This window comes from Pontibacter cellulosilyticus (genome assembly GCF_014306105.1).
Taxonomy (GTDB): Bacteria; Bacteroidota; Bacteroidia; order Cytophagales; family Hymenobacteraceae; genus Pontibacter; species Pontibacter cellulosilyticus.
On record NZ_JACRVF010000003.1, the window covers coordinates 461,801 to 486,090 of the forward strand.

A 24,290-nucleotide genomic window follows, 5' to 3' on the forward strand; every position below is an offset into this window, starting at 1 on the left:
CTGCATGCAAAGCTGGCATAGGACCTAACAAAAAGCTCAATGTACTTTTTTTACTATGCATTTTTTGCTGAGCCTTTAATCAATTCGTTATTATGTTTATCACTCAATTTTTAGCTTCAGTTTTAGAGATTATGCGATAATATACTGCTATTCCTGTGTCTTATGCTTGCATAACATAGTGATAACACGTAATTTGCCAAATAACTTTACCTTTAACTTTACTACAAATAAGACAGTGTCTTCTGTTTTCACAACATACACGAAACTAGGATTTCACCACATCTTTAACCTGCAGGCATATGACCACCTGCTGTTTTTGTTGGCGCTGTGTGCCATTTATACTTTAAACGACTGGCGTAAAGTGCTGGCACTGGTTACAAGCTTTACCATAGGGCACTCCATTACACTGGCTTTGTCTACTTTTAATTTAATTCAGTTCGATACGGCACTTATTGAGTTTCTGATCCCGGTAACTATACTTTTCACCTGCCTCACAAACTTCTTCAAACTAAAAGGCGCGGCTTCTAAACAGGGAGTTATACTTTCGTTGCACAATCTGATGGCTGTTTTTTTCGGACTGGTGCATGGCATGGGCTTCTCTAATTACCTGAAGTCATTGTTAGGGCGCAGTTCAGACACTTGGCTACAGTTGTTGGCCTTTAATGTGGGCATAGAACTAGGGCAGTTGCTTATCGTCCTGCTCCTGCTTATTGCTGCCTTTATACTTATGAACATCTTCAACGCCAAAAAGCGCGACTGGATCATGGTGTTATCGAGTGCAGCAGCCGGCATTTCGCTGATCCTGATGATGGAGACCAATATTTTTTAGAACAACACGACTAACTATACCTAAACTAAACGACTAACCAACCAATGAGGAACTTACTTACCGGCTTAGCTTTGCTCGGTTTACTTGCCGGCCCTGCTGTTGTGCAGGCCCAGGACAATACCGATAAGTCTAAGTTTAAGCAGTTACAACAAGAGTTGCCTACACCCAATACCTACCGCACCGCCTCTGGTGCTCCAGGCCACGAGTACTGGCAGCAACGTGCAGATTATACTATCAAAGTAGAGCTGGACGATAAGAACCAGTCCATCAAAGGCTCAGAAAGTATAACTTATACCAATAACTCGCCGGATGTGCTTTCTTACCTGTGGGTGCAGCTGGACCAGAACATCTATGAGCCAAACTCTGCCAGCAACCTCACAAAAACAGGTGAGCTAAAGCAGCAGATGTCGGCGCAGGCGGTTGAGTACCTCACCCGTGAAAAATTTGACGGTGGCTTTAAGATTGAGCAGGTAAAAGACCGCAACGGCAAAAACCTGAAGTATACTATCAACAACACTATGATGCGTGTTGACCTGCCGACGCCGCTTAAGCCAAAGCAGAGTTATACTTTTAGCATCGATTGGCACCACAACATCAACGACCAGAAAGCACTTGGTGGCCGTTCAGGCTATGAGTATTTCCCGGAGGATGGCAACTATCTGTACGAAATGGCGCAGTTCTTCCCGAGAATGGCCGTTTACGACGATGTGAACGGTTGGCAGCACAAGCAGTTTTTGGGCAGCGGAGAGTTTGCATTGCCTTTCGGCGATTACAAAGTAAGCATTACCGTACCTGCTGACCATGTGGTGGGCGCAACCGGTGAGCTTCAGAACGCAAGCCAGGTACTATCTACTACCATGCAAAAGCGCTGGGCTGAGGCTATCAAAAGCAACAAGCCTGTTGTGATTGTAACGCAGGACGAAGCTGCTAATGCAGAAAAGAACCCTGTAAACAGCAAAAAGACGTGGGTATACGCCGCTAAAAATGTCCGCGACTTTGCCTGGGCCAGTTCCCGTAAGTTTATCTGGGACGCGATGAATGTAAACGTAGGCGGCAAAAACGTGCTGGCTATGTCGTACTACCCGAAAGAGGCTAACCCACTTTGGGGACAGTACTCTACCGAGGCAGTTGCGCATACGTTAAAAGTATACTCGAAGCACACTATTGATTACCCATACCCGGTTGCCATATCGGTGCATGGTCCTGTAGGAGGCATGGAGTACCCGATGCTTTCTTTTAACGGTTACCGCCCTGAGGCCGACGGTACGTACTCTGACCGCACCAAATATGGCCTTATTTCCGTGATCATTCACGAAGTAGGTCACAACTTCTTCCCGATGATTATCAACTCGGATGAGCGCCAGTGGACGTGGATGGACGAAGGTCTGAATACCTTTATGCAGTACCTGACGGAGCAGGAGTGGGAAAGAAATTACCCATCGCGCCGCGGCGAGCCAGCTAACATTGTAGAGTACATGAAGAGCGCCAAAAACATGCAGGTGCCGATCATGACCAACTCCGAGTCTATACTTCAGTTCGGTAACAACGCTTACGCCAAGCCTGCTACTGCTCTTAATGTTTTACGTGAAACAGTAATGGGTCGCGAGCTATTTGACTATGCCTTTAAAGAGTATTCACAGCGCTGGGCATTTAAGCACCCGATGCCTGCTGATTTCTTCCGTACCATGGAAGATGCCTCTGGCGTGGATCTGGACTGGTTCTGGAGAGGCTGGTTTTATACTACTGACCATACCGATATCTCTATCGAAAACGTGAAGTGGTATACCATAGACTCGCAAAACCCCGAGTTTGTAAACGCACAGCTACGTGAGCAGCAGAACAAAGCACCTCAAACCCTGTCGCAGCAGCGTAACTTGAAGGATATTAAGAAAACCAGACTTGATGAGAGACCAGAACTGAAGGATTTCTACAACAGCTATGATCCATTGGCAACTACAGCAGCCGACCAGCAGCGTTATCAAGCATTACTTAAGAACCTGACACCTGCTGAGAAAAAAGCGTTGGACTCTGGACTTAACTTCTACGAGGTTAGCTTTAAGAACCTTGGCGGTCTGGTGATGCCATTGATCGTGCGCATGGAGTTCGAAGATGGTTCAGAGGAAATTGTAAACATCCCGGCTGAGATTTGGCGCTATAACAACGAAGACATCACAAAGGTGTTTGTAACAGAAAAACCAGTTGTAAACTTCGAACTAGACCCTTATCTGCAAACTGCCGACATAGAATTATCGAACAACTACTTCCCGCGTCGCTTATCTCCGTCTCGCTTCGATATTTATAAGCAGCAGCAACGCGAACAGCAAAACCCAATGCAACGTGAGCGCTCTACGAGCCGTAACGGCAGCAGAAACAATACCGGCCAATAAATAATACATCTCACCTTAAACACATAAACCCTCAGGCGCATCGTCTGAGGGTTTATTATTTTCAGTAAAACTGGGGAGTTTAAGTGATTTTAAAGTCTCTCATGTTTTAGAAGTAACCTACTAGTCCCCGCCATACTTGTTTATAAAGCTCTGCGACACTCTATCACCACGTCGCACAAAAGGCCTGATGATAAGGCGGGTACTGTTCTCATAAGTAAAGAATTTATAGACCCAGTTACTGAGCACCACCAGCTTGTTTCTAAAACCGATCAAGTACATAATGTGCACGAACAGCCAGATAACCCAGGCAAAGAAACCACCTAAGTGCATGTTGTTCGGCAAATCGGCCACAGCACGGTTACGGCCAATTATAGCCAAAGAACCTTTATCAAAGTACTTAAATGGCTGAAGCGGCTCTTTATTAATAATACGCTTTAGGTTCTTTGCTAATAATTTACCCTGTTGTATGGCCGGTTGCGCCACACCCGGATGGCCTTTTGGATACTCCGGTGTTTTCATCATGGCTACATCGCCTATGGCAAATATATTGTCGTAGCCCTTTACCTGATTAAAGTCATTTACAAGGTATCGCCCACGCTCCACACTTTCATCAGGTAGCCCTGGTATTACAGCGCCAGACACACCGGCAGCCCATATGAGCGTATTGGTTTTTATCTGCTCACCACCTTTCAGGATAACTGTTTCTCCGTCATAGCCCTCCACCAAGGTATTTAGTTTAACAATGATACCCAGCTCATTCAGGTATTTAAACGTTTTTTCACTGGCCTCCTCCGACATAGGCGGCAGTACCCTGTCCATACCCTCAATCAGGAATATGTTCATCTTACTGAAATCAACACCCGGATAGTCGTTAGGCAGGATATGTTTTTTCATCTCGGCAATTGCTCCGGCAGTTTCCACACCGGTAGGGCCTCCTCCCACTATCACAAAGTTGAGCAGGCTTTGTTGGGTCTCCTGGTCAATGGTCATACTTGCTTGCTCAAAGCATTGCAACAGCTGACTGCGCAAGTTTAGCGCCTGAGGTATTTGCTTTAATGGGAAGCCATACTTCTTTATTTGCTCATTACCGAAGTAATTGATCTTTGTACCTGTGGCAATTACCAGAAAATCATAAGGCAAATCTCCTACAATCGTCTCTATTGTTCTGGCTGCGGGGTTTATGCCTGTTACTTTTACCAATCTAAAGTGAAGATCATCATAATCATCGCTGCCAAACATTTTACGAAGCGGCTCGGCTATAGAGTCCGGCTCGAGCCCGGCTGTTGCCACTTGGTACAGCAGCGGCCAAAATCCATGATAGTTTTGCCTATCCAGCAACACTACCTGAAAATACTTTTCTGGAAGCTTTCTGGCTAGGTTGATGCCTCCAAATCCTCCTCCGATAATAACCACCCGAGGCTTAGTGGTTTCCGGTATATTAAGCGATAGCTTATCTGGTTTAAGCATAGTTTATTTTGTTTAAGAAGCTTGCACAGCCTCCATTCAGACACTGTTGTTGTGTGTTTAACAATACACACCTCTTTCGCAAAATAACGCAGGGGGCCGTAGTAAGTTACTTACATACCCACAGCAGCTCCTCTGAAGGCTTTTTACAAGTATAAACTTCATGCACAGTAAACCAGGCTACCTTGGCTGGGCAGCTTTTAAAATTTAAAGAAAAGAGTATTTACTTTTAGCGACTGGCTATTTGCCGTTACCCTTGAAGATGGCATTGAGCAGTGCCGGAATGGCAAAAGGACTGATGGTTGGGTACATTACACGATTCTGCTGCTGCTGTAGCTGCTGTTGTTGCCAAAATCTGAAGTTAGCGCCGCCATCCATCGGAGTTGTCTTAAAAAGCTCTTCCAGCCGTTCGGGGTCCAGGTTGCGCATAGCCATGGCACGGCCCTCGTCTGGCAATTTCACCTTAGCTACGGCCTCTTTAAAATCACGCTCGGTAGGCCACGGAAAAACATCCACAGTAGGCAGTTCAGTGGGATCTTCCTGCATCTGCATAATAATAGAATAACTGTCGCTGCTATAGGTTTTCGGGATGATCAGGTACTGTCTTTTATACCCTAATGCACTAAAAAGCACACTATCGCCTGCCACTACGGGCACTGAGAAAAAACCAAACTCGTTGGATTGGGTACCGCGGCTAGTTCCGGGCACATACACGCTTACGCCGGCTACGCCGTACAGGCTATCACCAACTGCCACAAAACCTGACAACTGAACTACGCGCTGCTTAGTTTGTGCTGTGGCCTGCTTGGGCAGAGCCATTATGAGCATAAGTATAGCTACAACGGTTCCTACAGCTTTTGCAGGCAACTTTAAACGTGTTAAGTAATCGTGTAGCTTCAGAATCATTTCTTACAATAATATGATTTATTATTTTATAATAGCAGCTTTTGCCTAATTTTGTTTATGTTTCCGCAGTAACCATGAGGCTCAAACACTTCAGCATTTCCTTTGGCGAACAGATTCTTAAGGCCCTGGCAGACGAATCTCGCATCCGCATCCTTAACCTGATTTTGCGCAACAAAGAAATGTGCACCTCAGACCTGGAGCAGGTACTCGACTTTACCCAAACAAAGACCTCTCGGCACCTTACATACCTACGCAACGCCAGCTTGGTAACAGCACGCAAGGTAGACCAGTGGGTATTTTACAGTGTAAAAGACGAAGCCGCTGATTTTGCTTCACAAATCTTCAATTACCTAGAGCGTGACACTATTCTACAGAAAGACCAGGAGACCTACCAAATACTCTACTCTAACCGCGAACTGGCCATAAATAAGCTTCAATCCCGCCGCTGGGTGGCACCGTAAGCTTAAGCCGATGCTATAACTGTTAAACCTTTTAATTATTGTAAGGTTTAAGCCAAAGTATAATTATCATCTCTTTCAAGCCGTTATACAGGCTTAAGAAGGTGAAACCATATTAGATATTATCTTAAATGAAAACATACCAGCACATCCTTTTTGACCTTGATCATACTCTTTGGGATTTCGAAAAGAACTCTGAAGAGACCATTTATACTTTATACCACCAATTTGAGCTAGCTGGTTTCGGCAAGTTCGACAGCGAATCGTTTTACAAGAAGTATAAATTTGTGAACACGCAGATGTGGGGCCTCTACAACAAGGGCAAGATAAACCAGAAGGAATTGCGCGAAAATCGCTTTAAGAAAACGCTGATGGGGCTGGGACTGGAAGAGCATGAAGTACCGGCTGGCATTTCGGAGGCTTACACTGATCTTTGTCCTACTAAAAAGGCGGTATTTCCATTTACACATGAGGTGCTGGAGTACTTGCAGCCTAAGTATAGCCTACACATTATTACCAATGGGTTTAAGGAAGTGCAGCATATAAAAATGGCTTCGTCTGAGTTGCACGGCTATTTTAAAGAAATAGTAACCTCAGAATGCTGCGGCTACAAAAAGCCCGATCGCCGTATGTTCGAGCACCTCCTGGACCGCATCAACATAAAGCCAGAAGAATGCTTGATGATTGGGGACAATTTTGAGTGTGATATTGAAGGCGCCATGTCCTGTGGCATAGATCAGGTATACTTTAACCCGGAGGGCGTACGCAGTAAAAAACGGCCTAAGCCAACCTACGAGATCATGTGCCTGAGCGAACTGAAAGTTATACTTTAGGCCAATGCATACTTAGTCTTTAGCAGCCATTCTTGCTTCCATTCCTCTAAACTCGGATTGTGCTGCTCTAATGTGGCTTCTGTCGGCAACTTTTAGCATCCTGTTCATCGAGTTTGTACGGGAATCCAGTTTTCGAAGCACAGCTTTGGCCTGTATCCAATCATCTTCAGACCAGGTGCCTTGGCGGGCGCGTACGTTTTCTATAAAAGTAAGATAGGCGTGTGCAATGTTTCCGGTTGTTAATGATTTTATATCGTGATATGGACCGAGAAGCTCCTTTTCAGGGTTCTTTTGCCCTTGTGCAGTTGCTGCTTGAGTATACGCAGAGCCCATGAAGGTGCAGTACACTGCAACACACACAAAGGTCTTCAGCATCACCATTTTTACTTTCTCCCAACAAGTATAACTATGTGCCATAAACATTGCCTCCTCCAGTATATGTTTACGCATCAGGATTAATTTGTATAGCAAAACCACGGGTAAGACAACGCCCCTTTTATGCCCAAAAATCAAATAATAAGCCTTACCTTTGTATAGATGCCTCCTAAAGGGCATTAGAACGTCATCTTTAAATCTGTAACTATAAAACAAATGGCAACCGGATTTTTTAAAGTACCAACTCCCGTAAACGAACCTGTAAAATCGTACGCGCCGGGCTCTCCGGAGCGCGAAGAACTACAGCGCACCTATAAAGAGCTTAAGTCGAAAGAGATCGATGTACCAATGTATATTGGCGGCGACAAAGTATACACAGATAACAAGAAGCCAATGCTTCAGCCGCACGACCATAAGCATATCTTAGGTCACTTTAGCGAAGGCGATGCGTCACATGTGGAACAGGCAATTAACGCGGCGCTTGCTGCACGTGAGGCCTGGGCAAACATGGGCTGGGAGCACCGTGCTTCTATTTTCTTAAAGGCTGCTGACTTATTGGCCGGCCCTTGGAGAGCCAGACTAAATGCAGCTACCATGCTGGGTCAGTCTAAAAACGCTTACCAGGCTGAGATCGACTCTGCCTGTGAGCTAATCGACTTCCTGCGCTTTAACGTGCAGTACATGACAGAAATCTACCAGATGCAGCCGGAGTCTTCTCCTGGCATCTGGAACCGCATGGAGCACCGCGCTCTGGAAGGCTTCGTGTTTGCATTAACGCCTTTCAACTTTACGGCCATTGCCGGTAACCTGCCTGCGTCTGCAGCCATGATGGGCAACGTTATTGTATGGAAGCCTGCTAACACGCAGATCTATGCGGCTCAAATGATCATGGAGCTTTTCCGTGAAGCTGGTCTGCCTGATGGTGTTATTAACTTGGTATATGTTGATGGCCCTACGGCTGGCGACGTGATCTTTAACCACTCTGACTTTGCCGGCATCCACTTTACCGGTAGCACAGGCGTATTCCAGCACATCTGGAAAACCATCGGAAACAACATCCACAAGTATAAAACATACCCGCGCATAGTAGGTGAGACTGGTGGAAAAGACTTCATCTTTGCTCACAAATCATCAAATGCGAAAGCTTTGGCTACAGCTATTTCCCGTGGCGCATTTGAATATCAGGGCCAGAAGTGTTCTGCTGCTTCGCGTGCTTACATCCCTAGCAACCTATGGGACGAAGTGAAAGGCTATGTGATCGAAGACCTGAAATCGTTTAAAATGGGTGCTCCTGAGGATTTTGGCAACTTCATCAACGCTGTAATCGATGAGAAGTCTTTTGATAAAATCGCCAATTATATAGACAATGCCAAGAATAGCAATGAGGTTGAAGTTATCGCGGGCGGTAACTACGATAAGTCTAAAGGTTATTTTATAGAGCCAACAGTGCTTCTGTCGCACAACCCAACGTACATTACTATGTGTGAAGAGATCTTCGGACCTGTTATCTCAATCTATGTGTATGATGAGAATAATGCTGAAGAGACGCTGGAACTGGTAAACGCAACATCGCCTTACGCCCTAACAGGTGCTATCTTTAGCCAGGACAGATACTTTATAGAATATGCGGCTAAAAAGTTGGAAAACGCTGCCGGCAACTTCTACATCAATGATAAGCCAACAGGCGCCGTAGTGGGCCAGCAGCCATTTGGCGGCTCACGTGCCTCTGGCACAAACGATAAGGCCGGCTCCATGCTGAACCTGCTGCGTTGGGTGTCTGCACGCTCTATCAAAGAAACATTCGTGCCGCCTGTAGATTACCGATATCCATTCCTAGGCGAGAATAAATAACCTCAAAGTTTATCAAGTATGAATCCCCTGTCAGGATTAGAGTTGGCAGGGGATTTTTACTAAAATCATCAAAAAGGAGTATTTCGCTGCTCATACTTTTTCTCTTACTTTACAGCTTATTACATAAAGCCTTCCAAGCAAGGCAAACTTAATAAGGTAGTAACAGATACTTTGCTCATGCGTTTAGCGGGCCCCAGCAAAGTATAGCACACAAATATTATACTATAACCCTAACCCTTTACCAGAAAGCCATACTTACTCAAAGTATGGCTTTTTCTTTATTAGCGGTAGTTATGCTGGCAAATGCAGATTTCTTGATTAACACGGCAGAAACTTGCATACCTACTTACAATTATACACTGTAGTTATCCTTTTGATTAATGGCTATTTATACCTAATTTTGCCACCAAATTTGTAGAAACGATTTCAGAGTTATGGAACCAACTGTAAATCAGTATGTACCGTCGGATTACCTGCCAATAATCATCCAATTTGCGGCTGCTTTAGGATTTGTGATTTTTGCACTCGTGATGACCCACCTGCTGGGCCCGAAACGCAAAAGTGAAGTAAAAGGAGCTGCCTGGGAAAGTGGTATTGAGTCTGTAGGTGATGCGCGTACGCCAATCTCCTATAAATACTTCATGACAGCCATTCTTTTTGTGCTGTTTGACGTGGAAATTATCTTTATGTACCCTTGGGCAGTTAACTTCAGGGAGTTCGGCTTAGATGGCTTCCTGCAAATGGTTGTGTTTATGGGCATGCTTCTTGCAGGTTTCTTCTACGTGATCAAAAAAGGTATCCTTAAGTGGGAGTAACCTACTAAACTTTTCACTGGGCTTTTGTGTTCTTCTTATCGGTGGAATTGCACCAAAACAAGACACAAGCAACCAAATTGAAATGAGCGAAAATACAGATATAAAATTAGTAGAAGCACCAGATGGCATTTCGGGTGCAGGTTTCTTTGCCACATCGTTTGAGAAAGTAATTGGACTGGCTCGTAAGCATTCGCTTTGGCCTTTGCCGTTCGCTACCTCTTGCTGTGGTATCGAGTACATGGCTACCATGGGCTCTAACTATGATATTTCCCGCTTCGGTTCAGAGCGCCCTAGCTTCTCCCCACGCCAGGCAGACATTCTGATGGTAATGGGTACGATTGCTAAAAAAATGGGCCCTGTAGTAAAGCAGGTGTACGAGCAGATGGCGGAGCCTCGCTGGGTAATCGCTGTAGGTGCGTGTGCTTCATCAGGCGGTATTTTTGATACATACTCTGTACTGCAGGGTATTGACCGTGTAGTGCCTGTAGATGTTTACGTACCAGGCTGCCCTCCGCGCCCTGAGCAGATCCTTGACGGATTGATGCGTGTGCAGGAGCTGGCAGAAAACGAATCGCTACGCCGCCGCAACTCTCCGGAGTATCAGGCACTATTAGCCTCTTACAATATTAAATAAGCAAATGGAGCTTACGAACGAAAACGTACTCGGCAAGATCATAAGCAAGTTTGGTGAAGAGAATATCTGGGATGCTTTTAACCCGGATGGTATCATGACCATCACTACAAACCGCGAATCGATCCATGAGCTGATCAAATACCTGCGCGATGACGAGGAACTGCAAATCAGCTTCCTGACAACAATGTGCGGAATTCATTTCCCTGGCCAGGGCGATAAGGAAATGTGCATGATGTACCAGCTGCACAGCCTTCGCCACAATTACCGCATCCGCATTAAGGTGTTTATGCCTGCTTCGGACCCTGTGATGCCTACCATGACAGACCTTTACGCTACTGCCAACTGGATGGAGCGTGAGGCTTTTGACTTTTATGGTTTCATCTTTACCGGCCACCCGAACCTAACGCGCATCCTGAACATTGAGGAGATGGAATACCATCCAATGCTGAAGCAGTACCCGCTGGAGGATCAGACCAGGGAAGATAAAATCAATACATATTTCGGACGCTAAGCCAAAGGAGTAAATAATGGCTACTGAAAATAAGAAAGTCGAGCTTACTGACCTGGAACAATTCCGCCTAGACAACGGACTTGCCCTGACAGAAGAGCCGCAATTAACCACGCTGAACCTGGGTCCTACGCACCCGGCTACGCATGGTATTTTCCAGAACATCCTGCAAATGGACGGTGAGAAGATCGTGGACGCTGTGCCAACGATCGGCTACATACACCGTGCTTTTGAGAAAATAGCAGAACGTAGACCGTTCTACCAGATCACGCCGCTAACTGACCGCATGAACTACTGCTCATCCCCTATCAATAACATGGGGTATCACATGACGGTAGAGAAGCTTTTGGGTATTACCGTACCAAAGCGTGCGCAGTACATCCGTGTGATTATGATGGAGTTGGCCCGTATTTCGGACCACTTGATCTGTAACTCAATTCTTGGTGTTGATTCTGGTGCCTTTACCGGCTTCCTGTACGTGATGCAGGAGCGTGAGCACATCTACGATATCTACGAGGAAGTATGCGGTGCCCGTTTGACAACAAATATGGGCCGCATCGGCGGTATGGAGCGTGACCTTTCACCAAAGGCATTGCACCTGATCGACGAGTTCCTGAAGCGCTTCCCTAAAGTATGGGCAGAGTTTGAGAAAATGCTTACCCGCAACCGTATCTTCATCGACAGAACTACGGATGTAGGTGCAATTTCTGCTGAGCGTGCCCTTAGCTACGGCTTTACCGGCCCTAACTTACGTGCAGCTGGTGTAGACTACGACGTGCGCGTAATGAACCCATATTCTTCTTATGAGGATTTTGAGTTTGAGATACCGGTAGGCTCTAAAGGCGATACATACGACCGCTTCCTGGTGCGCAACGAGGAAGTATGGCAAAGCTTGAAGATCATTGAGCAGGCCTACAAAAATCTGCCAGAAGGATCTTACCATGCTGATGCACCGCACTACTACCTGCCTCCAAAGCAGGAAGTATACCGCAACATGGAAGCCCTTATCTATCACTTTAAAATAGTAATGGGTGAGATTGATGCTCCGGTTGGCGAAGTATACCACAGTGTAGAGGGCGGTAACGGCGAGTTAGGTTTCTACCTGATCTCAGACGGTGGTCGCACACCATACAGACTGCACTTCCGCAGACCATGCTTTATCTACTACCAGGCTTACACAGAGATGATCAAAGGTGGTCAGCTGGCTGACGCGATCCTGACGCTGAGTAGCTTGAACGTAATCGCTGGCGAGCTGGACGCTTAATTAGAATAATCAATTACCATTTATACATTGGCCTTTGGCCGGTGACAAGATAAAAATGGCAGAGACTATAAACGAAGTAAAGTTTTCTGATGCGGCCATGGCCGAAATTCAGCGCTATATCAGCCACTACCCGGAAGGACGCCATAAGTCTGCCCTGCTGCCTATCCTGCACATTGCGCAGGCGGAGTTCGGCGGATGGGTTAGCCCGGAGGTAATGGACAAGGTGGCGGAGATCCTGAACATAAAGCCGATCGAAGTGTACGAGGTGGCTACTTTCTATACTATGTTCAACCTGAAGCCGGTTGGCAAGCACGTGTTGGAAGTATGCCGTACAGGCCCTTGCTGCCTTCGTGGTGCCGATCAGATGATCGACATGATTAAGCAAAAGCTGAACATAGAGGAAGGCGAAACGACGGCAGATGGTATGTTTACCCTGAAGCCTGTGGAATGCCTTGCTTCATGCGGTTCTGGCCCAATGCTGCAGGTGCGCGAGCTATATTACGAGAACATCGACAGCGAAGAGAAGCTGGACGCGTTCCTGGAGATGATGCGCAACAAGGAGCACGAAACGCCAACTTGGAAAAAATAAACCTGAATTTAACGAGGCAGCTTAGGCTGTCAAGATATATATCCTGCTAAAATGGGACTCAAAATATTAACCGAACATATTAACGTACCAGGCATCGAGACCTTGGAGGTTTATCGTAAGCACGGCGGCTACAAGTCAGTAGAGAAAGCCTTGAAAACGATGTCTCCGGATGAGGTGGTGGAAGAGGTGAAAACATCGGGCCTGCGTGGTCGTGGTGGTGCCGGTTTCCCTACTGGTATGAAGTGGAGCTTTTTGGCTAAACCAGAAGGAGTTCCGCGTTACCTGGTATGCAACGCCGACGAATCAGAGCCGGGCACTTTCAAGGACCGTTGGTTCATGGAGAAAAACCCGCATGCTTTGGTTGAAGGTATGATCACCTCCAGCTACGCGCTAGGTGCTAATACATCTTACATCTACATCCGTGGCGAATTGTTGTTCGTGCTTCGCATACTGGAGAAAGCTATCGCTGAAGCGTATGCGGCCGGATTGCTTGGCAAAAACATACTTGGCTCAGGTTATGACCTGGACCTGCACGTAGCTCCGGGTGGTGGTGCATACATCTGCGGTGAGGAAACGGCCCTACTAGAGTCTCTGGAAGGCAAGCGTGGCAATCCGCGTAACAAGCCTCCGTTCCCAGCGGTGAAAGGTTTGTTCCAGTGTCCAACTGTGGTAAACAACGTGGAGACTATCGCTTCTGTGCCTTGGATCGTGAACAACACTGGTGCAGAGTATGCCAAAGTTGGTGTAGGCCGAAGCACAGGCACAAAACTAATCTCAGCCAGCGGTAACATCAACAACCCAGGTGTTTTTGAGATTGAGCTAGGGGTGCCGGTAGAAGAGTTTATTTACTCTGATCAATATTGCGGAGGTATCTGGAATGGAAAACAATTGAAGGCAGTAGTACCAGGAGGTTCTTCTGTTCCAATTCTACCAGCCAACCTTATACTCAAGACAGCAGCCGGCGAAGATCGCCTGATGACATACGAATCGTTATCTGACGGTGGTTTTGTGAGCGGCTCTATGTTGGGATCTGGTGCCTTTATCGTGTTTGATGAAGACCAGTGCATTGTGCGTAACACGTGGAACTATGCTCGCTTCTATCACCACGAGTCATGTGGTCAGTGTAGCCCATGCCGTGAAGGTACCGGCTGGATGGAGAAAGTATTGCACCGCATCGAGTACGGTCATGGACATCAGCAGGACATCGACCTGTTGGTAAGCGTGGCGAAGCAGATTGAGGGTAACACCATTTGCCCGCTTGGCGATGCAGCTGCATGGCCGGTAGCAAGTGCTGTGCGCCACTTCCGTGATGAGTTTGAGTGGCATATCAAACATCCGAAAGAAGCAACAGCTCCGGGTGCTGTGTACAGAGGCCAGTTAGACGCAGTTACAGCTTAAGAAATTAACCACCGCTAAACTTTAGCGGCTTAAATACTGCACAACTTATACTTGTGCGCCAATTATAGGAAGATTACAAATGGTTAAAATAACTTTCGACGGCATCGAAGTAGAGGTAGAAGAAGGAACTACCATTCTGCAAGCCGCTAGAAAAATTGGAGGCGATGTAGTGCCACCTGCCATGTGCTTTTATACTCCACTTAAAGGCAGTGGCGGTAAGTGCCGTGTGTGTCTTGTGAAAGTAGCACAGGGCTCAGCCAAAGACCCACGCCCTATGCCTAAACTGGTTGCTTCGTGTATTACACAGGTACAGGACGGCATGGTGGTAGAAAATACAACAAACGAAGACGTGTTGAACGCCCGCAAAGGCATTGTAGAGATGTTGCTGATCAACCACCCACTTGATTGCCCTGTGTGCGACCAGGCTGGTGAGTGTGACCTGCAGAACCTGTCTTACGAGCATGGCGTGAGCGCAACCCGTTACGAGGAAGAGCGTCGTACGTTTAACAAAGTAGATTTAGGCCCATACATCCAGCTGCACATGACGCGCTGCATCCTGTGCTACCGTTGCGTTTACACAGCTGATCAAATCGCTGAAAACCGTGTGCATGGCGTACTTGGTCGTGGAGATGCTGCTGAGATCGGTACGTACATCGAGAACGTGATCGATAACGAGTTCTCTGGTAATGTGATCGATGTTTGCCCTGTAGGTGCTTTGACAGACAAGACTTGGCGCTTTAAGAACCGTGTATGGTTTACCAAGCCAATGGACGCACACAGAGATTGCCCTACCTGCTCTGGTAAAGTTACGCTTTGGACGCGTGGTGAGGAAGTTCTTCGTGTAACAGCCCGCAAAGATCAGTATGCAGAAGTGGAAGAGTTTATCTGTAACACCTGCCGCTTTGATAAGAAAGAGGTAAAAGACTGGACAATCGAAGGTCCTCGTCACATCGACAGAGGCTCTGTTATCTCGGCTAACCATTATGAGTTGCCGGTTGTAAACGTGCCGATTGTTCCAAACTTACCAGTATCCACTAAGAAAAACCTTCCACAGGAATAAGAAATGGAGTCTGTAGACCTATTATACAAAGCCATATACATCATCGCTATTTTCGGCATCACCCTGCTGATAGCGACGTACTCAACATACTTCGAGCGTAAGATTGCGGCCTTCATTCAGGATCGTGTTGGTCCCAATCGTGCGGGTCCGCTAGGTTTGCTGCAGCCGCTTGCCGATGCTGGTAAATTGTTCTTTAAAGAGGACTTTATACCTTCTAAGTCAAGCAAGGCACTCTTTATACTTGGTCCTGGTATTGCCATGTTGGTGGCTACTATGTCGAGTGCAGTGGTGCCGTTCGGTGATAACCTGATCATAGGCGGCCATGAAATTAACCTGATTGCCATTGACGTAAATATCGGGGTGTTATATGTGTTTGGTGTAGTATCACTGGGTGTATATGGACTGATGGTAGGTGGATGGGCTTCAAACAACAAATTCTCTTTGTTGGGTGCTATCCGTGCAGCTTCTCAGAACATCAGCTACGAATTGGCGATGGGTCTTTCACTTATTGCGATCCTGATGCTGAGCGGTACACTATCGCTACGTGAAATTGCAGAGCAGCAGCAAGGCTTTAACTGGAACATCTGGTACCAGCCGCTTGGCTTCCTGATTTTCCTGGTATGTGCTTTTGCCGAGACTAACCGTACGCCTTTCGACTTACCAGAATCTGAGGCTGAACTTATCGGCGGTTACCACACAGAGTATGGCTCTATGAAGCTGGGTATGTACTTGTTTGCAGAGTATATTAACATTTTTGTGGCATCGGCTGTTATGGCTACGCTATACTTCGGCGCGTACAACTTCCCGTTCATGCTGGAGTTAGAAGCCTGGTTGGTAAATGCTACAGAAGATGCCGTTACAGCAAATAATATTGTTACCCTGATTGGAGTGGCAGTGATGTTCGCGAAGATATTCCTGTTCATTTTCTTCTTTATGTGGGTTCGTTGGACGCTTCCGCGTTTCCGTTACGACCAACTGATGAAGCTGGGCTGGCAGATATTAATTCCGCTTGCGATCCTGAACATACTACTTACAGGTGGCGGTATTCTGCTGAAAGACTATTTATTTTAAACTATAGTACCGAAATTTGAATGTTGCTGAGGGGTATCCTGTTAAAAGTATAAATCACCCAAAGCAATACTCATAATCGAAATAGAGATGGAACCACTATCAAATAGAAGCAAGAAAGTGCAAAAGAGGGAAATGACCTTTGCTGAAAAGGCCTATCTTCCTGCTATTGCACAAGGTCTTGGAATAACATTAAAGCACTTCTTCAAGAAAAAAGCAACGGTTCAGTACCCGGAGCAGACGCGTGAGCGAAGCGAAATATGGCGTGGCCTGCACGTGCTTAAGCGCGATGAAAATGGCGCTGAGCGTTGTACCGCCTGTGGTTTATGCGCAGTGGCTTGTCCTGCTGAGGCTATTACCATGACGGCTGGAGAGCGTAAGGCTGGTGAAGAGAACCTGTACCGTGAAGAGAAGTATGCAGTTACCTATGAAGTAAACATGCTGCGTTGCATTTTCTGCGGACTGTGCGAAGAGGCTTGCCCTAAAGCTGCTATTTTCCTGCAAGACGATAAAGTTGCGCCTGCCCGTTTTGAGCGCGATGAATTTATTTACGGCAAAGACCGTCTGGTTGAGCCTCTGAAAACTACAGAAACGAAATAACCCGATGACAGAGAATCTGTTCTATTTCCTGAGTTCGCTTACGCTGTTATGTGCCTTAATGGTAGTAATATCAAAGAACCCGGTACACAGCGTACTTTTCCTGATTATTACGTTCTTTACCATCTCTGGCCACTACATTCTGCTAAATGCGCAGTTCCTGGCCGCCGTAAACATTATTGTTTATGCCGGTGCCATCATGGTACTGTTCCTGTTCGTGATCATGTTCCTGAACTTGGGCAAAGGCTCTGATAAAGGCATCAAGACATCTATGTTAAGTAAAATAACCGGCACAGTAGCTGGAGGATTGCTCTTTGTTGTGATGATCGCAGCATTAAAAGATGCAGAAGTAGCCGGTTATAACCCAGAGAGCTACAATTCACAAATAGGTATGGTGGAGAACCTGGGCAAAGTATTGTTCACAGAATACCTGCTGCCGTTTGAGTTGGCTTCGGTACTGTTCCTGGTAGCCATGGTGGGTGCTGTGATGTTAGGAAAGAAAGAAACAGGCGAACAGCATTTTTAGAAGAAGTTTTCGATTTTACATAAAAAAGGCGTGCTGCAACTTTGTAGCACGCCTTTTTACTTTATCAGACACAGGTCTAGTATAAACTTAATCTAGCTTCAACTCTACCTCCAGTAATTTGGATCCGCCTCTATCGTCGTCAGTTACAATAATCATATGATAGCGATTCTTGACTTCTGTCTTTTTTACAACTAGCGATTCAACTTTACCTTTGAAGGCGGCCCCGTTTTCAGCAGCTACTTGCACGGCCGGCACAGCCAACGGATTAGCAGAGTTAGTGGCGTAAGGTAAAGCATTCAAGTCTATCACTCCTAAAAGGCTTCCTAAAACCTCACCATCATCTATGGCATTGGGCGTATCCTCTACCGATGCCGTTATAAAAAGCTTATCGCCTAAAGCATATGCTCCGGAAAAGCCTGCGCTGTTTTGCCCGATACCGGGAAGTGTGAAATGATAAACTGCTACAGCAGGAATAGGGCCGTTCCTAAGCAGGAAATCCTTGAAATCATCAGAATCAAAGCGGAACAGCACGTTTACACCACTACCCAAAGGCCTTTGGAGCAAGTAAGTATAAATATTATCCATAGCCAGCGCCTCTATATTCAGTAGCCCCTCCGTCTCGATTTTTAGAGTGCGCTTCAGGAAAGTATAAAAGCGGCTAAGATCCAACTCTTTCACAGTACCCTTTTCCGACAGATTCACCAGATAACCTTTATTCCTGGCTTCACTGGCACCTGAGCCAAAAATCAGCAGCATGTTATCGCGGCCATAGGTAAAACCTGCTATACTTTCCAGGTCAGGCTTCTCTGCTTTTGGTAAGCGGCCGCTCTCACCTAGCTTCCCCGACTCAAACAGACTATACTTATTAATTAACTTAAACTGCTCGTCTAACTGATATAAGTATGGGGAATCGTCGCCAATAACGTAATATGCTCCTTCCACGAATTCAATCCCGGAGGCAGATGGAATTTCCTGTAATGGCTGGTTGCCAACCATGGTAGCTTTTAAACTTAAAGATTTCATTCTTGTTAATACAGGAGCTTCAGTAGCAGTGGTTACAGGTTCGTTAGATTTACAGCCTGTAAGGCACAGTATTACAAAAGCAAAGCACAACACATATTTACACATCATATACAGCGAGAGTCAGGATTTACCATAGCTACGCAATCAAAAGGTAAAAGTATAACAAGTTATATGCTGCTTCAGATAGATGAGGCTAAACAAGTATAAGCTGGGCATATTTGGCGACACAAAATTGAACAAAAACGATACGCTAATTACCTCAAGAAGTGTGGAAATAAGTTATGGTTTTTACAAAAATGGGGGTAACTTTGCGACTTGATTTTTGGACAGTAATTTAACAGTAATACGTTCAGTCCCATACAAGATGAACAACATACCTGAGGTAATCAGAACCATTCCGTTAGAGTATTATTTATACTTCAGCGCCGCTCTTTTTGTTATTGGTGTGATTGGAGTACTCACACGCCGCAATGCCATCATCATTTTTATGTGCGTAGAGCTGATGCTTAACGCAGTAAACGTGCTACTAACCGCCCTGGCTTCTTACAGAGGCGATGCAAATGCACAGGTGTTCGTGTTCTTTATTATGGCAGTGGCAGCTGCAGAGGTATGTGTAGGCCTTGCCATTATTGTAATGACTTACAGAAACATCCGCTCTACCGATGTGCAACTGCTTAACTACCTGAAGTGGTAGAAAGCTCCTTTTAAATAAGAATTAGCTTAAACACATACACAGATGCAAGAAATTGTAATGCCGACTAATAACCAGGGAATGGCACTACTTTGTCTGCTGGTTCCGATACTGCCCCTGCTGGGCTTTATTCTGAACGGCCTGGGCAACCGCAAACTGGCAAAAGGCTTGGTAAGTATGATCGGTTGTGGCACCGTGCTGGCGTCCTTCCTGATCTCGATCTACCTTTTCCTTGATTTTACCGCAAATGGCAGCCAAGCCTACCTTGTAGACTACTACAACTGGATCTCTGCCGGCGATATGCGCATTGGTTTCTCGTTTATGATTGACCAACTGACGCTGCTAATGATGCTGATGGTAACAGGTATAGGATTCTTTATCCACCTGTACTCTGCAGGCTACATGAGCCACGATGAGAACTTCGGTAAGTTCTTCGCTTTCATCAACCTGTTCATGTTCTCGATGTTGTTGCTTGTAATGGGCTCTAACTATGTGATGATGTTCGTAGGCTGGGAAGGCGTTGGTCTTTGCTCTTACTTGCTGATCGGTTTCTGGAACAAGAATACCAACTATAACAATGCCGCTAAGAAAGCCTTTGTGATGAACCGTATCGGTGACTTAGGCTTCCTGTTAGGCATCTTCCTGATCTTTATCACGTTCGGTTCTGTTAGCTACCCTGAGGTTTTCGCGGAGGCTGCACGTTTTACTGGCGGCATCGATTCAAACATCATGATTGCGATTACCCTGCTGCTGTTTGTAGGTGCCATGGGTAAGAGTGCTCAGATTCCATTGTTTACCTGGTTACCAGATGCGATGGCAGGTCCTACCCCGGTTTCTGCCCTGATTCACGCGGCAACCATGGTGACGGCTGGTATTTACATGGTACTTCGTTCTAACGTACTGTATGTACTGGCTCCTACTACACTTGAGGTTATCGCTATTGTGGGTGTGGCTACAGCTGTATTGGCTGCCACTATCGGCCTGGCGCAGAATGATATTAAAAAGATACTGGCTTACTCTACTGTTTCGCAACTGGGTTACATGTTCCTGGCACTGGGCGTGATGGCATTCTCTTCGTCAATCTTCCACGTATTAACGCACGCTTTCTTTAAGGCGCTTCTGTTCTTAGGTGCTGGTTCTGTTATTCACGCTATGAGTAACGAGCAGGATATCCGCTACATGGGTGGCCTGAGAAAATACCTGCCAATTACCTTTCTTACCTTCCTGATCGGTACGCTTGCCATTGCAGGTATACCTCCGTTTGCCGGTTTCTTCTCTAAAGATGAGTTGTTGGCGCACGTATGGGAGCATAACAAAGTACTATGGGGCTTAGGTATGCTGGCCTCGTTCATGACTTCTTTCTACATGTTCCGCTTGGTGTTCCTTACTTTCTTCGGAACATTCAGAGGAACAGAGTCACAGAAGCACCACCTGCACGAGTCTCCAATTTCTATGACATTGCCGCTGATCGTACTGGCTATACTTTCTACAGTGGGTGGTTTCTTAGGAATTCCGGCTGTGTTTGGCGAGAACATGCACGTGCTGCAGAATTACCTGGCTCCTATCTATGGTTACGCGCAGGTAGCTAATGCTGCTGCTGTGGCACCGCTTCATATAGACCACGCTACAGAATGGATGCTGATGGGCTTATCAGTGGGTGTGGCTGTAATTGCTGCTCTTATCGCTTATGTAATGTATGTGAGCAAGAAAACAGTACCAGTTGCAGAAGGTGAGCGTCTATCTCCTCTCCACAACCTGATTTATAACAAATACTATATCGATGAACTGTACGACACTATCATCGTGCGTCCGCTAATGTGGATGTCATCCGCTTTCCACCGCTTCCTGGATGTGATCGTGGTAGATGGTATCGTGAACGGATTTGGCAAGATGGTAATGCAAAGTGGCCGTTCATTGCGCTACGCACAAAGTGGTGCCATCGGGTTTTATATTATGGTAATGGTGTTCAGCATCGTTCTGATTCTATTTTTAAACTTCTTTATCGGATAAGGTTCTAAGAAGATGATTACAGCTCTTTTACTTTTCTGGCCTGCCTTAGCTGCACTACTTGTGTTGCTAATAAAAGGACAAGGTGCCAAGAAAGTGGCTTTTGTAGCAGCGCTTGTTGAGTTTGCGCTGTCTCTTTTCGCTCTCTCTGGATTTAATGCTGAAAACGGCGGTACACAACTGGCTCTTAACTTCCCATGGATAGAGAGTGCCGGCATCAGCTTCAGCATCGGCATGGATGGCATCAGTATCCTGATGGTGCTGCTGACAACGTTCCTGGTGCCTTTGATCGTGCTTTCTTCTTTCAAGCATGATTATAAAAACCCTAACGTTTTTTACGCCCTTATCCTGTTCATGCAGACTGGCTTGATCGGTGTGTTTGTGGCCATGGATGCGTTCCTGTTCTACTTTATGTGGGAAGTGGCGCTTATTCCAATCTACTTTATTGCAGCCGTTTGGGGAGGCGAGAATAGAATTAAAGTAACATTCAAGTTTTTTGTATACACAATCTTCGGTTCACTGTTCATGCTGGCCGCTTTTGTATACTTATACTTACAAACGCCGGGCATACATTCATCAGATGTAAATGCATTTTACCAATTGGCACTAAGCAGCGGTGAGCAAAGCTGGATCTTCTGGTTTCTGTTTATTGCCTTCGCTATTAAAATGCCTGTGTTCCCGTTCCATACCTGGCAGCCAGATACCTATACTGAGTCGCCTACGCAGGCAACCATGCTACTTTCAGGTATCATGCTGAAGATGGGTATCTACGGTGTGATTCGCTGGTTATTACCTATTGTACCGATGGGTGTGAGCCAGTGGGATGAGTTGGTGCTTATACTTGCTATCATTGGTATCGTGTATGGATCTATCATTGCCATCCGTCAGCGCGACCTGAAGCGATTGGTAGCTTACTCTTCTATTGCTCACGTTGGCCTAATTGCCGCCGGTATCTTTACCCTGAACGAGCAAGGTTTACAAGGAGGTGTTATTCAGATGCTAAGCCACGGTATCAACGTTGTTGGTCTGTTCTTCATTATTGATATCATCTTTAGCCGCACCAACACAAGAGAGATCACCAGCCTGGGTGGTATCACACAGAATGCAAAAGCACTGTCGATCTTCTTTATGATCTTATTGCTAGGTTCTGTAGCGCTTCCGCTTACAAACGGTTTCGTGGGTGAGTTCCTGCTACTGTCTGGCGTGTTCCAGTACAACTACATTTATGGTGCTGTAGCTGGCCTTACCATTATACTTGGTGCCGTTTATATGCTGCGCATGTTCCAGGGGGTAATGTTCGGTACTAAGTCTGAGGCTACAGAAAGCTTCACTGATTTGACAATGAACGAGATGGCTGTACTGATTCCGTTGGTGATCATGGTTTTCTGGATCGGATTGTTCCCGAATACTTTCCTAAGCATTTCAGAGCCTGCAGTTATAAACCTGCTAAGCATCATTAACCGCTAAGCAGCTCAATTAAGAATAACGAGTTTATCAGAAATACGACATGACTTCGATTATACTTCTATCCGTATTTGGCATCGCGAACCTGTTTATAGGGTTCATGAAGTCTAAGAGGATACTGTTGCCTCTGGCGCTACTGTTCTTGCTAATAGTATTTGCTGTTAACCTGTTCAGCTGGAACGACACGCAAAGCTATTTCAACAACATGCTGACCATCGACAACTATGCGGTGGCATTTACGGGCATCATGACATTGACAACCTTATTGCTGTTACCGTTCTCGCAGCGCTACGTTCGTGAAGGCGACTCCAACCTGGCAGAATATTACAGCCTGCTGCTGTTCTCGCTGGTAGGTGCCATTATGATGGTGAGCTATGAGAACATGCTGATGCTGTTTGTAGGGATTGAAATCCTTTCTATAGCCATGTATGTGGTGGCTGGTAGTAACAAGAAAAGCTTGCGCTCTAACGAGGCAGCTTTAAAGTACTTCCTGATGGGTGCCTTCTTTACAGGTATACTGCTTTTTGGTATCGTATTGATTTACGGAGCAACAGGTACATTTAACATTACAGAGATTGGTGCTGCACAGATTGCCACAGGTGGTGTGATGAACACTATGTTTATACTTGGCCTTCTGATGCTGTTAATAGGTATTTCCTTTAAAATCTCTGCTGCGCCGTTCCATTTCTGGACACCAGACGTTTATGAAGGTTCTCCAACCTTCTTCACAGCGTTTATGTCTACCGTTGTGAAAACTGCCGGTGTAGCTGCTTTCTTTAAGCTAATGGCCGCTGCTTTTGCCGCTTCTTATGCTGCCTGGTTTCCGACAATGATCGCTATTACTGTACTTACATTAGTGGTAGGTAACATTGGAGCCGTGATACAGACAAGCGCAAAACGAATGTTAGCTTACTCGAGTATCTCACACGCAGGCTACCTGCTTATGTCGCTGGTGGCCTTTAACGAGAAATCTGCCTCTTCTATACTGTTTTACTCCCTGGCTTATGCTACTGCTTCTATCACTGCTTTTGGTGTATTGATGCTGGTATCTGATCAGAAGGGCTCTGACAAGTATGAGGCTTTCAACGGTTTAGGAAGAACAAATCCTCTTCTAGCTTTTGCCATGACTGTTTCGATGCTTTCATTAGCAGGTATTCCACTCACGGCTGGCTTCTTTGCGAAGTTCTTCGTGTTCTCAGCTGTGCTACAGGAATCAAGTATGTTGTGGTTAGTTGTGATTGCAGTTTTACTTGCTGCAGTAGGTATTTACTATTATTTCCGTGTGGTTATTGCGATGTACATGCAGCCGGCAGAGAACTACGAGAAGATTCAGGTTAGCGGAGTAGCATCATTTACACTAATCTTCATCTCAGTCCTGACAATATTATTGGGTATTGCTCCTGCACTTGTAAGCGACATCTTGTAAGCAACACATAACTCATAAAACAGAAGAGGCTGCTCCACAACGGGCAGCCTCTTCTGTTTTATACACCTTCAATATTAAAACTTGCTGAGTCACAAGTTAGTAGAAAGAATATCTACC

General features: G+C 45.9%; 23 protein-coding genes. 19 read left to right on the forward strand and 4 right to left on the reverse strand.

The genetic code is table 11. The features are described 5' to 3' along the window. Positions 1 to 235: 235 nt before the first annotated feature. Positions 236 to 829 carry a HupE/UreJ family protein gene (locus H8S84_RS12835; RefSeq protein WP_187067855.1) on the forward strand — a complete coding sequence of 198 codons (594 nt, stop codon included), beginning with the start codon at positions 236 to 238 and terminating at the stop codon, positions 827 to 829. Positions 830 to 873: 44 nt separating this feature from the next. Beyond that, positions 874 to 3,216 (forward strand): M1 family metallopeptidase, encoded by a 2,343-nt coding sequence (locus H8S84_RS12840; protein ID WP_187067735.1) that lies wholly within the window; start codon positions 874 to 876, stop codon positions 3,214 to 3,216. 120 nt (positions 3,217 to 3,336) lie between these two features. Here the strand turns inward: H8S84_RS12840 and H8S84_RS12845 are convergent, their stop codons facing one another. Together H8S84_RS12845 and H8S84_RS12850 are read right to left on the reverse strand one after the other, a co-directional pair. After that, positions 3,337 to 4,683, reverse strand: a complete 1,347-nt coding sequence (locus H8S84_RS12845) for an NAD(P)/FAD-dependent oxidoreductase (RefSeq protein ID WP_187067736.1) — start codon at positions 4,681 to 4,683, stop codon at positions 3,337 to 3,339. Positions 4,684 to 4,920: 237 nt separating this feature from the next. Continuing rightward, positions 4,921 to 5,586 carry a carboxypeptidase-like regulatory domain-containing protein gene (locus H8S84_RS12850; protein WP_230407166.1) on the reverse strand — a complete coding sequence of 222 codons (666 nt, stop codon included), beginning with the start codon at positions 5,584 to 5,586 and terminating at the stop codon, positions 4,921 to 4,923. 74 nt (positions 5,587 to 5,660) lie between these two features. Between H8S84_RS12850 and H8S84_RS12855 the strand changes: the two genes are divergently transcribed. Then, positions 5,661 to 6,047 carry an ArsR/SmtB family transcription factor gene (locus H8S84_RS12855; RefSeq protein ID WP_187067737.1) on the forward strand — a complete coding sequence of 129 codons (387 nt, stop codon included), beginning with the start codon at positions 5,661 to 5,663 and terminating at the stop codon, positions 6,045 to 6,047. A 128-nt stretch (positions 6,048 to 6,175) separates the two neighbouring features. Then, positions 6,176 to 6,877 carry a YjjG family noncanonical pyrimidine nucleotidase gene (locus H8S84_RS12860; protein WP_187067738.1) on the forward strand — a complete coding sequence of 234 codons (702 nt, stop codon included), beginning with the start codon at positions 6,176 to 6,178 and terminating at the stop codon, positions 6,875 to 6,877. 12 nt (positions 6,878 to 6,889) lie between these two features. Here the strand turns inward: H8S84_RS12860 and H8S84_RS12865 are convergent, their stop codons facing one another. Continuing rightward, on the reverse strand, positions 6,890 to 7,327 hold the full coding sequence (locus H8S84_RS12865; RefSeq protein ID WP_187067739.1) for a hypothetical protein: 438 nt from the start codon (positions 7,325 to 7,327) through the stop codon (positions 6,890 to 6,892). A 141-nt stretch (positions 7,328 to 7,468) separates the two neighbouring features. Between H8S84_RS12865 and pruA the strand changes: the two genes are divergently transcribed. The 11 genes from pruA (at position 7,469) to H8S84_RS12920 (ending at position 17,562) form a co-directional block, all read left to right on the forward strand. Beyond that, a complete protein-coding gene (pruA, locus tag H8S84_RS12870; protein ID WP_187067740.1) occupies positions 7,469 to 9,103 on the forward strand; it encodes an L-glutamate gamma-semialdehyde dehydrogenase in 1,635 nt (544 codons plus the stop codon). A gap of 434 nt (positions 9,104 to 9,537) precedes the next feature. Beyond that, on the forward strand, positions 9,538 to 9,918 hold the full coding sequence (locus H8S84_RS12875) for an NADH-quinone oxidoreductase subunit A (RefSeq protein ID WP_187067741.1): 381 nt from the start codon (positions 9,538 to 9,540) through the stop codon (positions 9,916 to 9,918). Positions 9,919 to 10,000: 82 nt separating this feature from the next. Then, complete coding sequence (locus H8S84_RS12880) at positions 10,001 to 10,552, forward strand: NADH-quinone oxidoreductase subunit B (protein WP_187067742.1); 552 nt, start codon at positions 10,001 to 10,003, stop codon at positions 10,550 to 10,552. A gap of 4 nt (positions 10,553 to 10,556) precedes the next feature. Continuing rightward, a complete protein-coding gene (locus H8S84_RS12885) occupies positions 10,557 to 11,063 on the forward strand; it encodes an NADH-quinone oxidoreductase subunit C (protein ID WP_187067743.1) in 507 nt (168 codons plus the stop codon). Positions 11,064 to 11,079: 16 nt separating this feature from the next. Beyond that, positions 11,080 to 12,324: an NADH dehydrogenase (quinone) subunit D gene (gene nuoD / locus H8S84_RS12890; protein WP_187067744.1), complete on the forward strand. Its 1,245-nt coding sequence runs from the start codon at positions 11,080 to 11,082 to the stop codon at positions 12,322 to 12,324. 55 nt (positions 12,325 to 12,379) lie between these two features. Continuing rightward, positions 12,380 to 12,913 carry an NADH-quinone oxidoreductase subunit NuoE family protein gene (locus H8S84_RS12895; RefSeq protein WP_187067745.1) on the forward strand — a complete coding sequence of 178 codons (534 nt, stop codon included), beginning with the start codon at positions 12,380 to 12,382 and terminating at the stop codon, positions 12,911 to 12,913. Between the two features lie 51 nt (positions 12,914 to 12,964). Next, entirely contained in the window at positions 12,965 to 14,311 is a 1,347-nt protein-coding gene (gene nuoF / locus H8S84_RS12900) for an NADH-quinone oxidoreductase subunit NuoF (protein ID WP_187067746.1), read from the forward strand. Positions 14,312 to 14,390: 79 nt separating this feature from the next. Continuing rightward, on the forward strand, positions 14,391 to 15,371 hold the full coding sequence (locus tag H8S84_RS12905) for a 2Fe-2S iron-sulfur cluster-binding protein (RefSeq protein WP_187067747.1): 981 nt from the start codon (positions 14,391 to 14,393) through the stop codon (positions 15,369 to 15,371). 3 nt (positions 15,372 to 15,374) lie between these two features. Continuing rightward, positions 15,375 to 16,442, forward strand: a complete 1,068-nt coding sequence (nuoH, locus tag H8S84_RS12910; protein WP_187067748.1) for an NADH-quinone oxidoreductase subunit NuoH — start codon at positions 15,375 to 15,377, stop codon at positions 16,440 to 16,442. A gap of 87 nt (positions 16,443 to 16,529) precedes the next feature. After that, a complete protein-coding gene (locus tag H8S84_RS12915; protein WP_187067749.1) occupies positions 16,530 to 17,039 on the forward strand; it encodes a NuoI/complex I 23 kDa subunit family protein in 510 nt (169 codons plus the stop codon). 4 nt (positions 17,040 to 17,043) lie between these two features. Beyond that, entirely contained in the window at positions 17,044 to 17,562 is a 519-nt protein-coding gene (locus tag H8S84_RS12920; RefSeq protein WP_187067750.1) for an NADH-quinone oxidoreductase subunit J family protein, read from the forward strand. 87 nt (positions 17,563 to 17,649) lie between these two features. Here H8S84_RS12920 and H8S84_RS12925 read toward each other — a convergent pair whose 3' ends face one another. After that, positions 17,650 to 18,585 carry a DUF6929 family protein gene (locus tag H8S84_RS12925; RefSeq protein ID WP_187067751.1) on the reverse strand — a complete coding sequence of 312 codons (936 nt, stop codon included), beginning with the start codon at positions 18,583 to 18,585 and terminating at the stop codon, positions 17,650 to 17,652. A 364-nt stretch (positions 18,586 to 18,949) separates the two neighbouring features. On the opposite strand from H8S84_RS12925, the gene nuoK reads away from it, so the two are divergent. The 4 genes from nuoK to H8S84_RS12945 are packed head-to-tail and all read left to right on the forward strand — an operon-like array spanning position 18,950 to position 24,173. Next, positions 18,950 to 19,279, forward strand: coding sequence for an NADH-quinone oxidoreductase subunit NuoK (nuoK, locus tag H8S84_RS12930; RefSeq protein ID WP_187067752.1), 330 nt, complete (start codon positions 18,950 to 18,952; stop codon positions 19,277 to 19,279). Positions 19,280 to 19,321: 42 nt separating this feature from the next. Next, positions 19,322 to 21,286, forward strand: a complete 1,965-nt coding sequence (gene nuoL / locus H8S84_RS12935; RefSeq protein ID WP_230407167.1) for an NADH-quinone oxidoreductase subunit L — start codon at positions 19,322 to 19,324, stop codon at positions 21,284 to 21,286. 12 nt (positions 21,287 to 21,298) lie between these two features. After that, positions 21,299 to 22,750, forward strand: a complete 1,452-nt coding sequence (locus H8S84_RS12940; RefSeq protein ID WP_187067753.1) for a complex I subunit 4 family protein — start codon at positions 21,299 to 21,301, stop codon at positions 22,748 to 22,750. 40 nt (positions 22,751 to 22,790) lie between these two features. Next, positions 22,791 to 24,173 (forward strand): NADH-quinone oxidoreductase subunit N, encoded by a 1,383-nt coding sequence (locus tag H8S84_RS12945; protein ID WP_187067754.1) that lies wholly within the window; start codon positions 22,791 to 22,793, stop codon positions 24,171 to 24,173. The last annotated feature ends 117 nt before the right edge of the window (positions 24,174 to 24,290 follow it).

Coding starts and splice junctions, on each gene's coding strand:
- H8S84_RS12875 (WP_187067741.1), top strand. CDS start 9,538: ATGGAACCAACTGTAAATCAGTATGTACCGTCGGATTACCTGCCAATA.
- H8S84_RS12850 (WP_230407166.1), bottom strand. CDS start 5,586: ATGATTCTGAAGCTACACGATTACTTAACACGTTTAAAGTTGCCTGCA.
- H8S84_RS12920 (WP_187067750.1), top strand. CDS start 17,044: ATGACAGAGAATCTGTTCTATTTCCTGAGTTCGCTTACGCTGTTATGT.
- H8S84_RS12865 (WP_187067739.1), bottom strand. CDS start 7,327: ATGCGTAAACATATACTGGAGGAGGCAATGTTTATGGCACATAGTTAT.
- H8S84_RS12845 (WP_187067736.1), bottom strand. CDS start 4,683: ATGCTTAAACCAGATAAGCTATCGCTTAATATACCGGAAACCACTAAG.
- H8S84_RS12885 (WP_187067743.1), top strand. CDS start 10,557: ATGGAGCTTACGAACGAAAACGTACTCGGCAAGATCATAAGCAAGTTT.
- nuoF (WP_187067746.1), top strand. CDS start 12,965: ATGGGACTCAAAATATTAACCGAACATATTAACGTACCAGGCATCGAG.
- H8S84_RS12925 (WP_187067751.1), bottom strand. CDS start 18,585: ATGAAATCTTTAAGTTTAAAAGCTACCATGGTTGGCAACCAGCCATTA.
- nuoK (WP_187067752.1), top strand. CDS start 18,950: ATGAACAACATACCTGAGGTAATCAGAACCATTCCGTTAGAGTATTAT.
- H8S84_RS12895 (WP_187067745.1), top strand. CDS start 12,380: ATGGCAGAGACTATAAACGAAGTAAAGTTTTCTGATGCGGCCATGGCC.
- H8S84_RS12945 (WP_187067754.1), top strand. CDS start 22,791: ATGACTTCGATTATACTTCTATCCGTATTTGGCATCGCGAACCTGTTT.
- H8S84_RS12940 (WP_187067753.1), top strand. CDS start 21,299: ATGATTACAGCTCTTTTACTTTTCTGGCCTGCCTTAGCTGCACTACTT.
- H8S84_RS12915 (WP_187067749.1), top strand. CDS start 16,530: ATGGAACCACTATCAAATAGAAGCAAGAAAGTGCAAAAGAGGGAAATG.
- pruA (WP_187067740.1), top strand. CDS start 7,469: ATGGCAACCGGATTTTTTAAAGTACCAACTCCCGTAAACGAACCTGTA.
- nuoD (WP_187067744.1), top strand. CDS start 11,080: ATGGCTACTGAAAATAAGAAAGTCGAGCTTACTGACCTGGAACAATTC.
- H8S84_RS12840 (WP_187067735.1), top strand. CDS start 874: ATGAGGAACTTACTTACCGGCTTAGCTTTGCTCGGTTTACTTGCCGGC.
- nuoH (WP_187067748.1), top strand. CDS start 15,375: ATGGAGTCTGTAGACCTATTATACAAAGCCATATACATCATCGCTATT.
- H8S84_RS12880 (WP_187067742.1), top strand. CDS start 10,001: ATGAGCGAAAATACAGATATAAAATTAGTAGAAGCACCAGATGGCATT.
- H8S84_RS12905 (WP_187067747.1), top strand. CDS start 14,391: ATGGTTAAAATAACTTTCGACGGCATCGAAGTAGAGGTAGAAGAAGGA.
- nuoL (WP_230407167.1), top strand. CDS start 19,322: ATGCAAGAAATTGTAATGCCGACTAATAACCAGGGAATGGCACTACTT.
- H8S84_RS12860 (WP_187067738.1), top strand. CDS start 6,176: ATGAAAACATACCAGCACATCCTTTTTGACCTTGATCATACTCTTTGG.
- H8S84_RS12855 (WP_187067737.1), top strand. CDS start 5,661: ATGAGGCTCAAACACTTCAGCATTTCCTTTGGCGAACAGATTCTTAAG.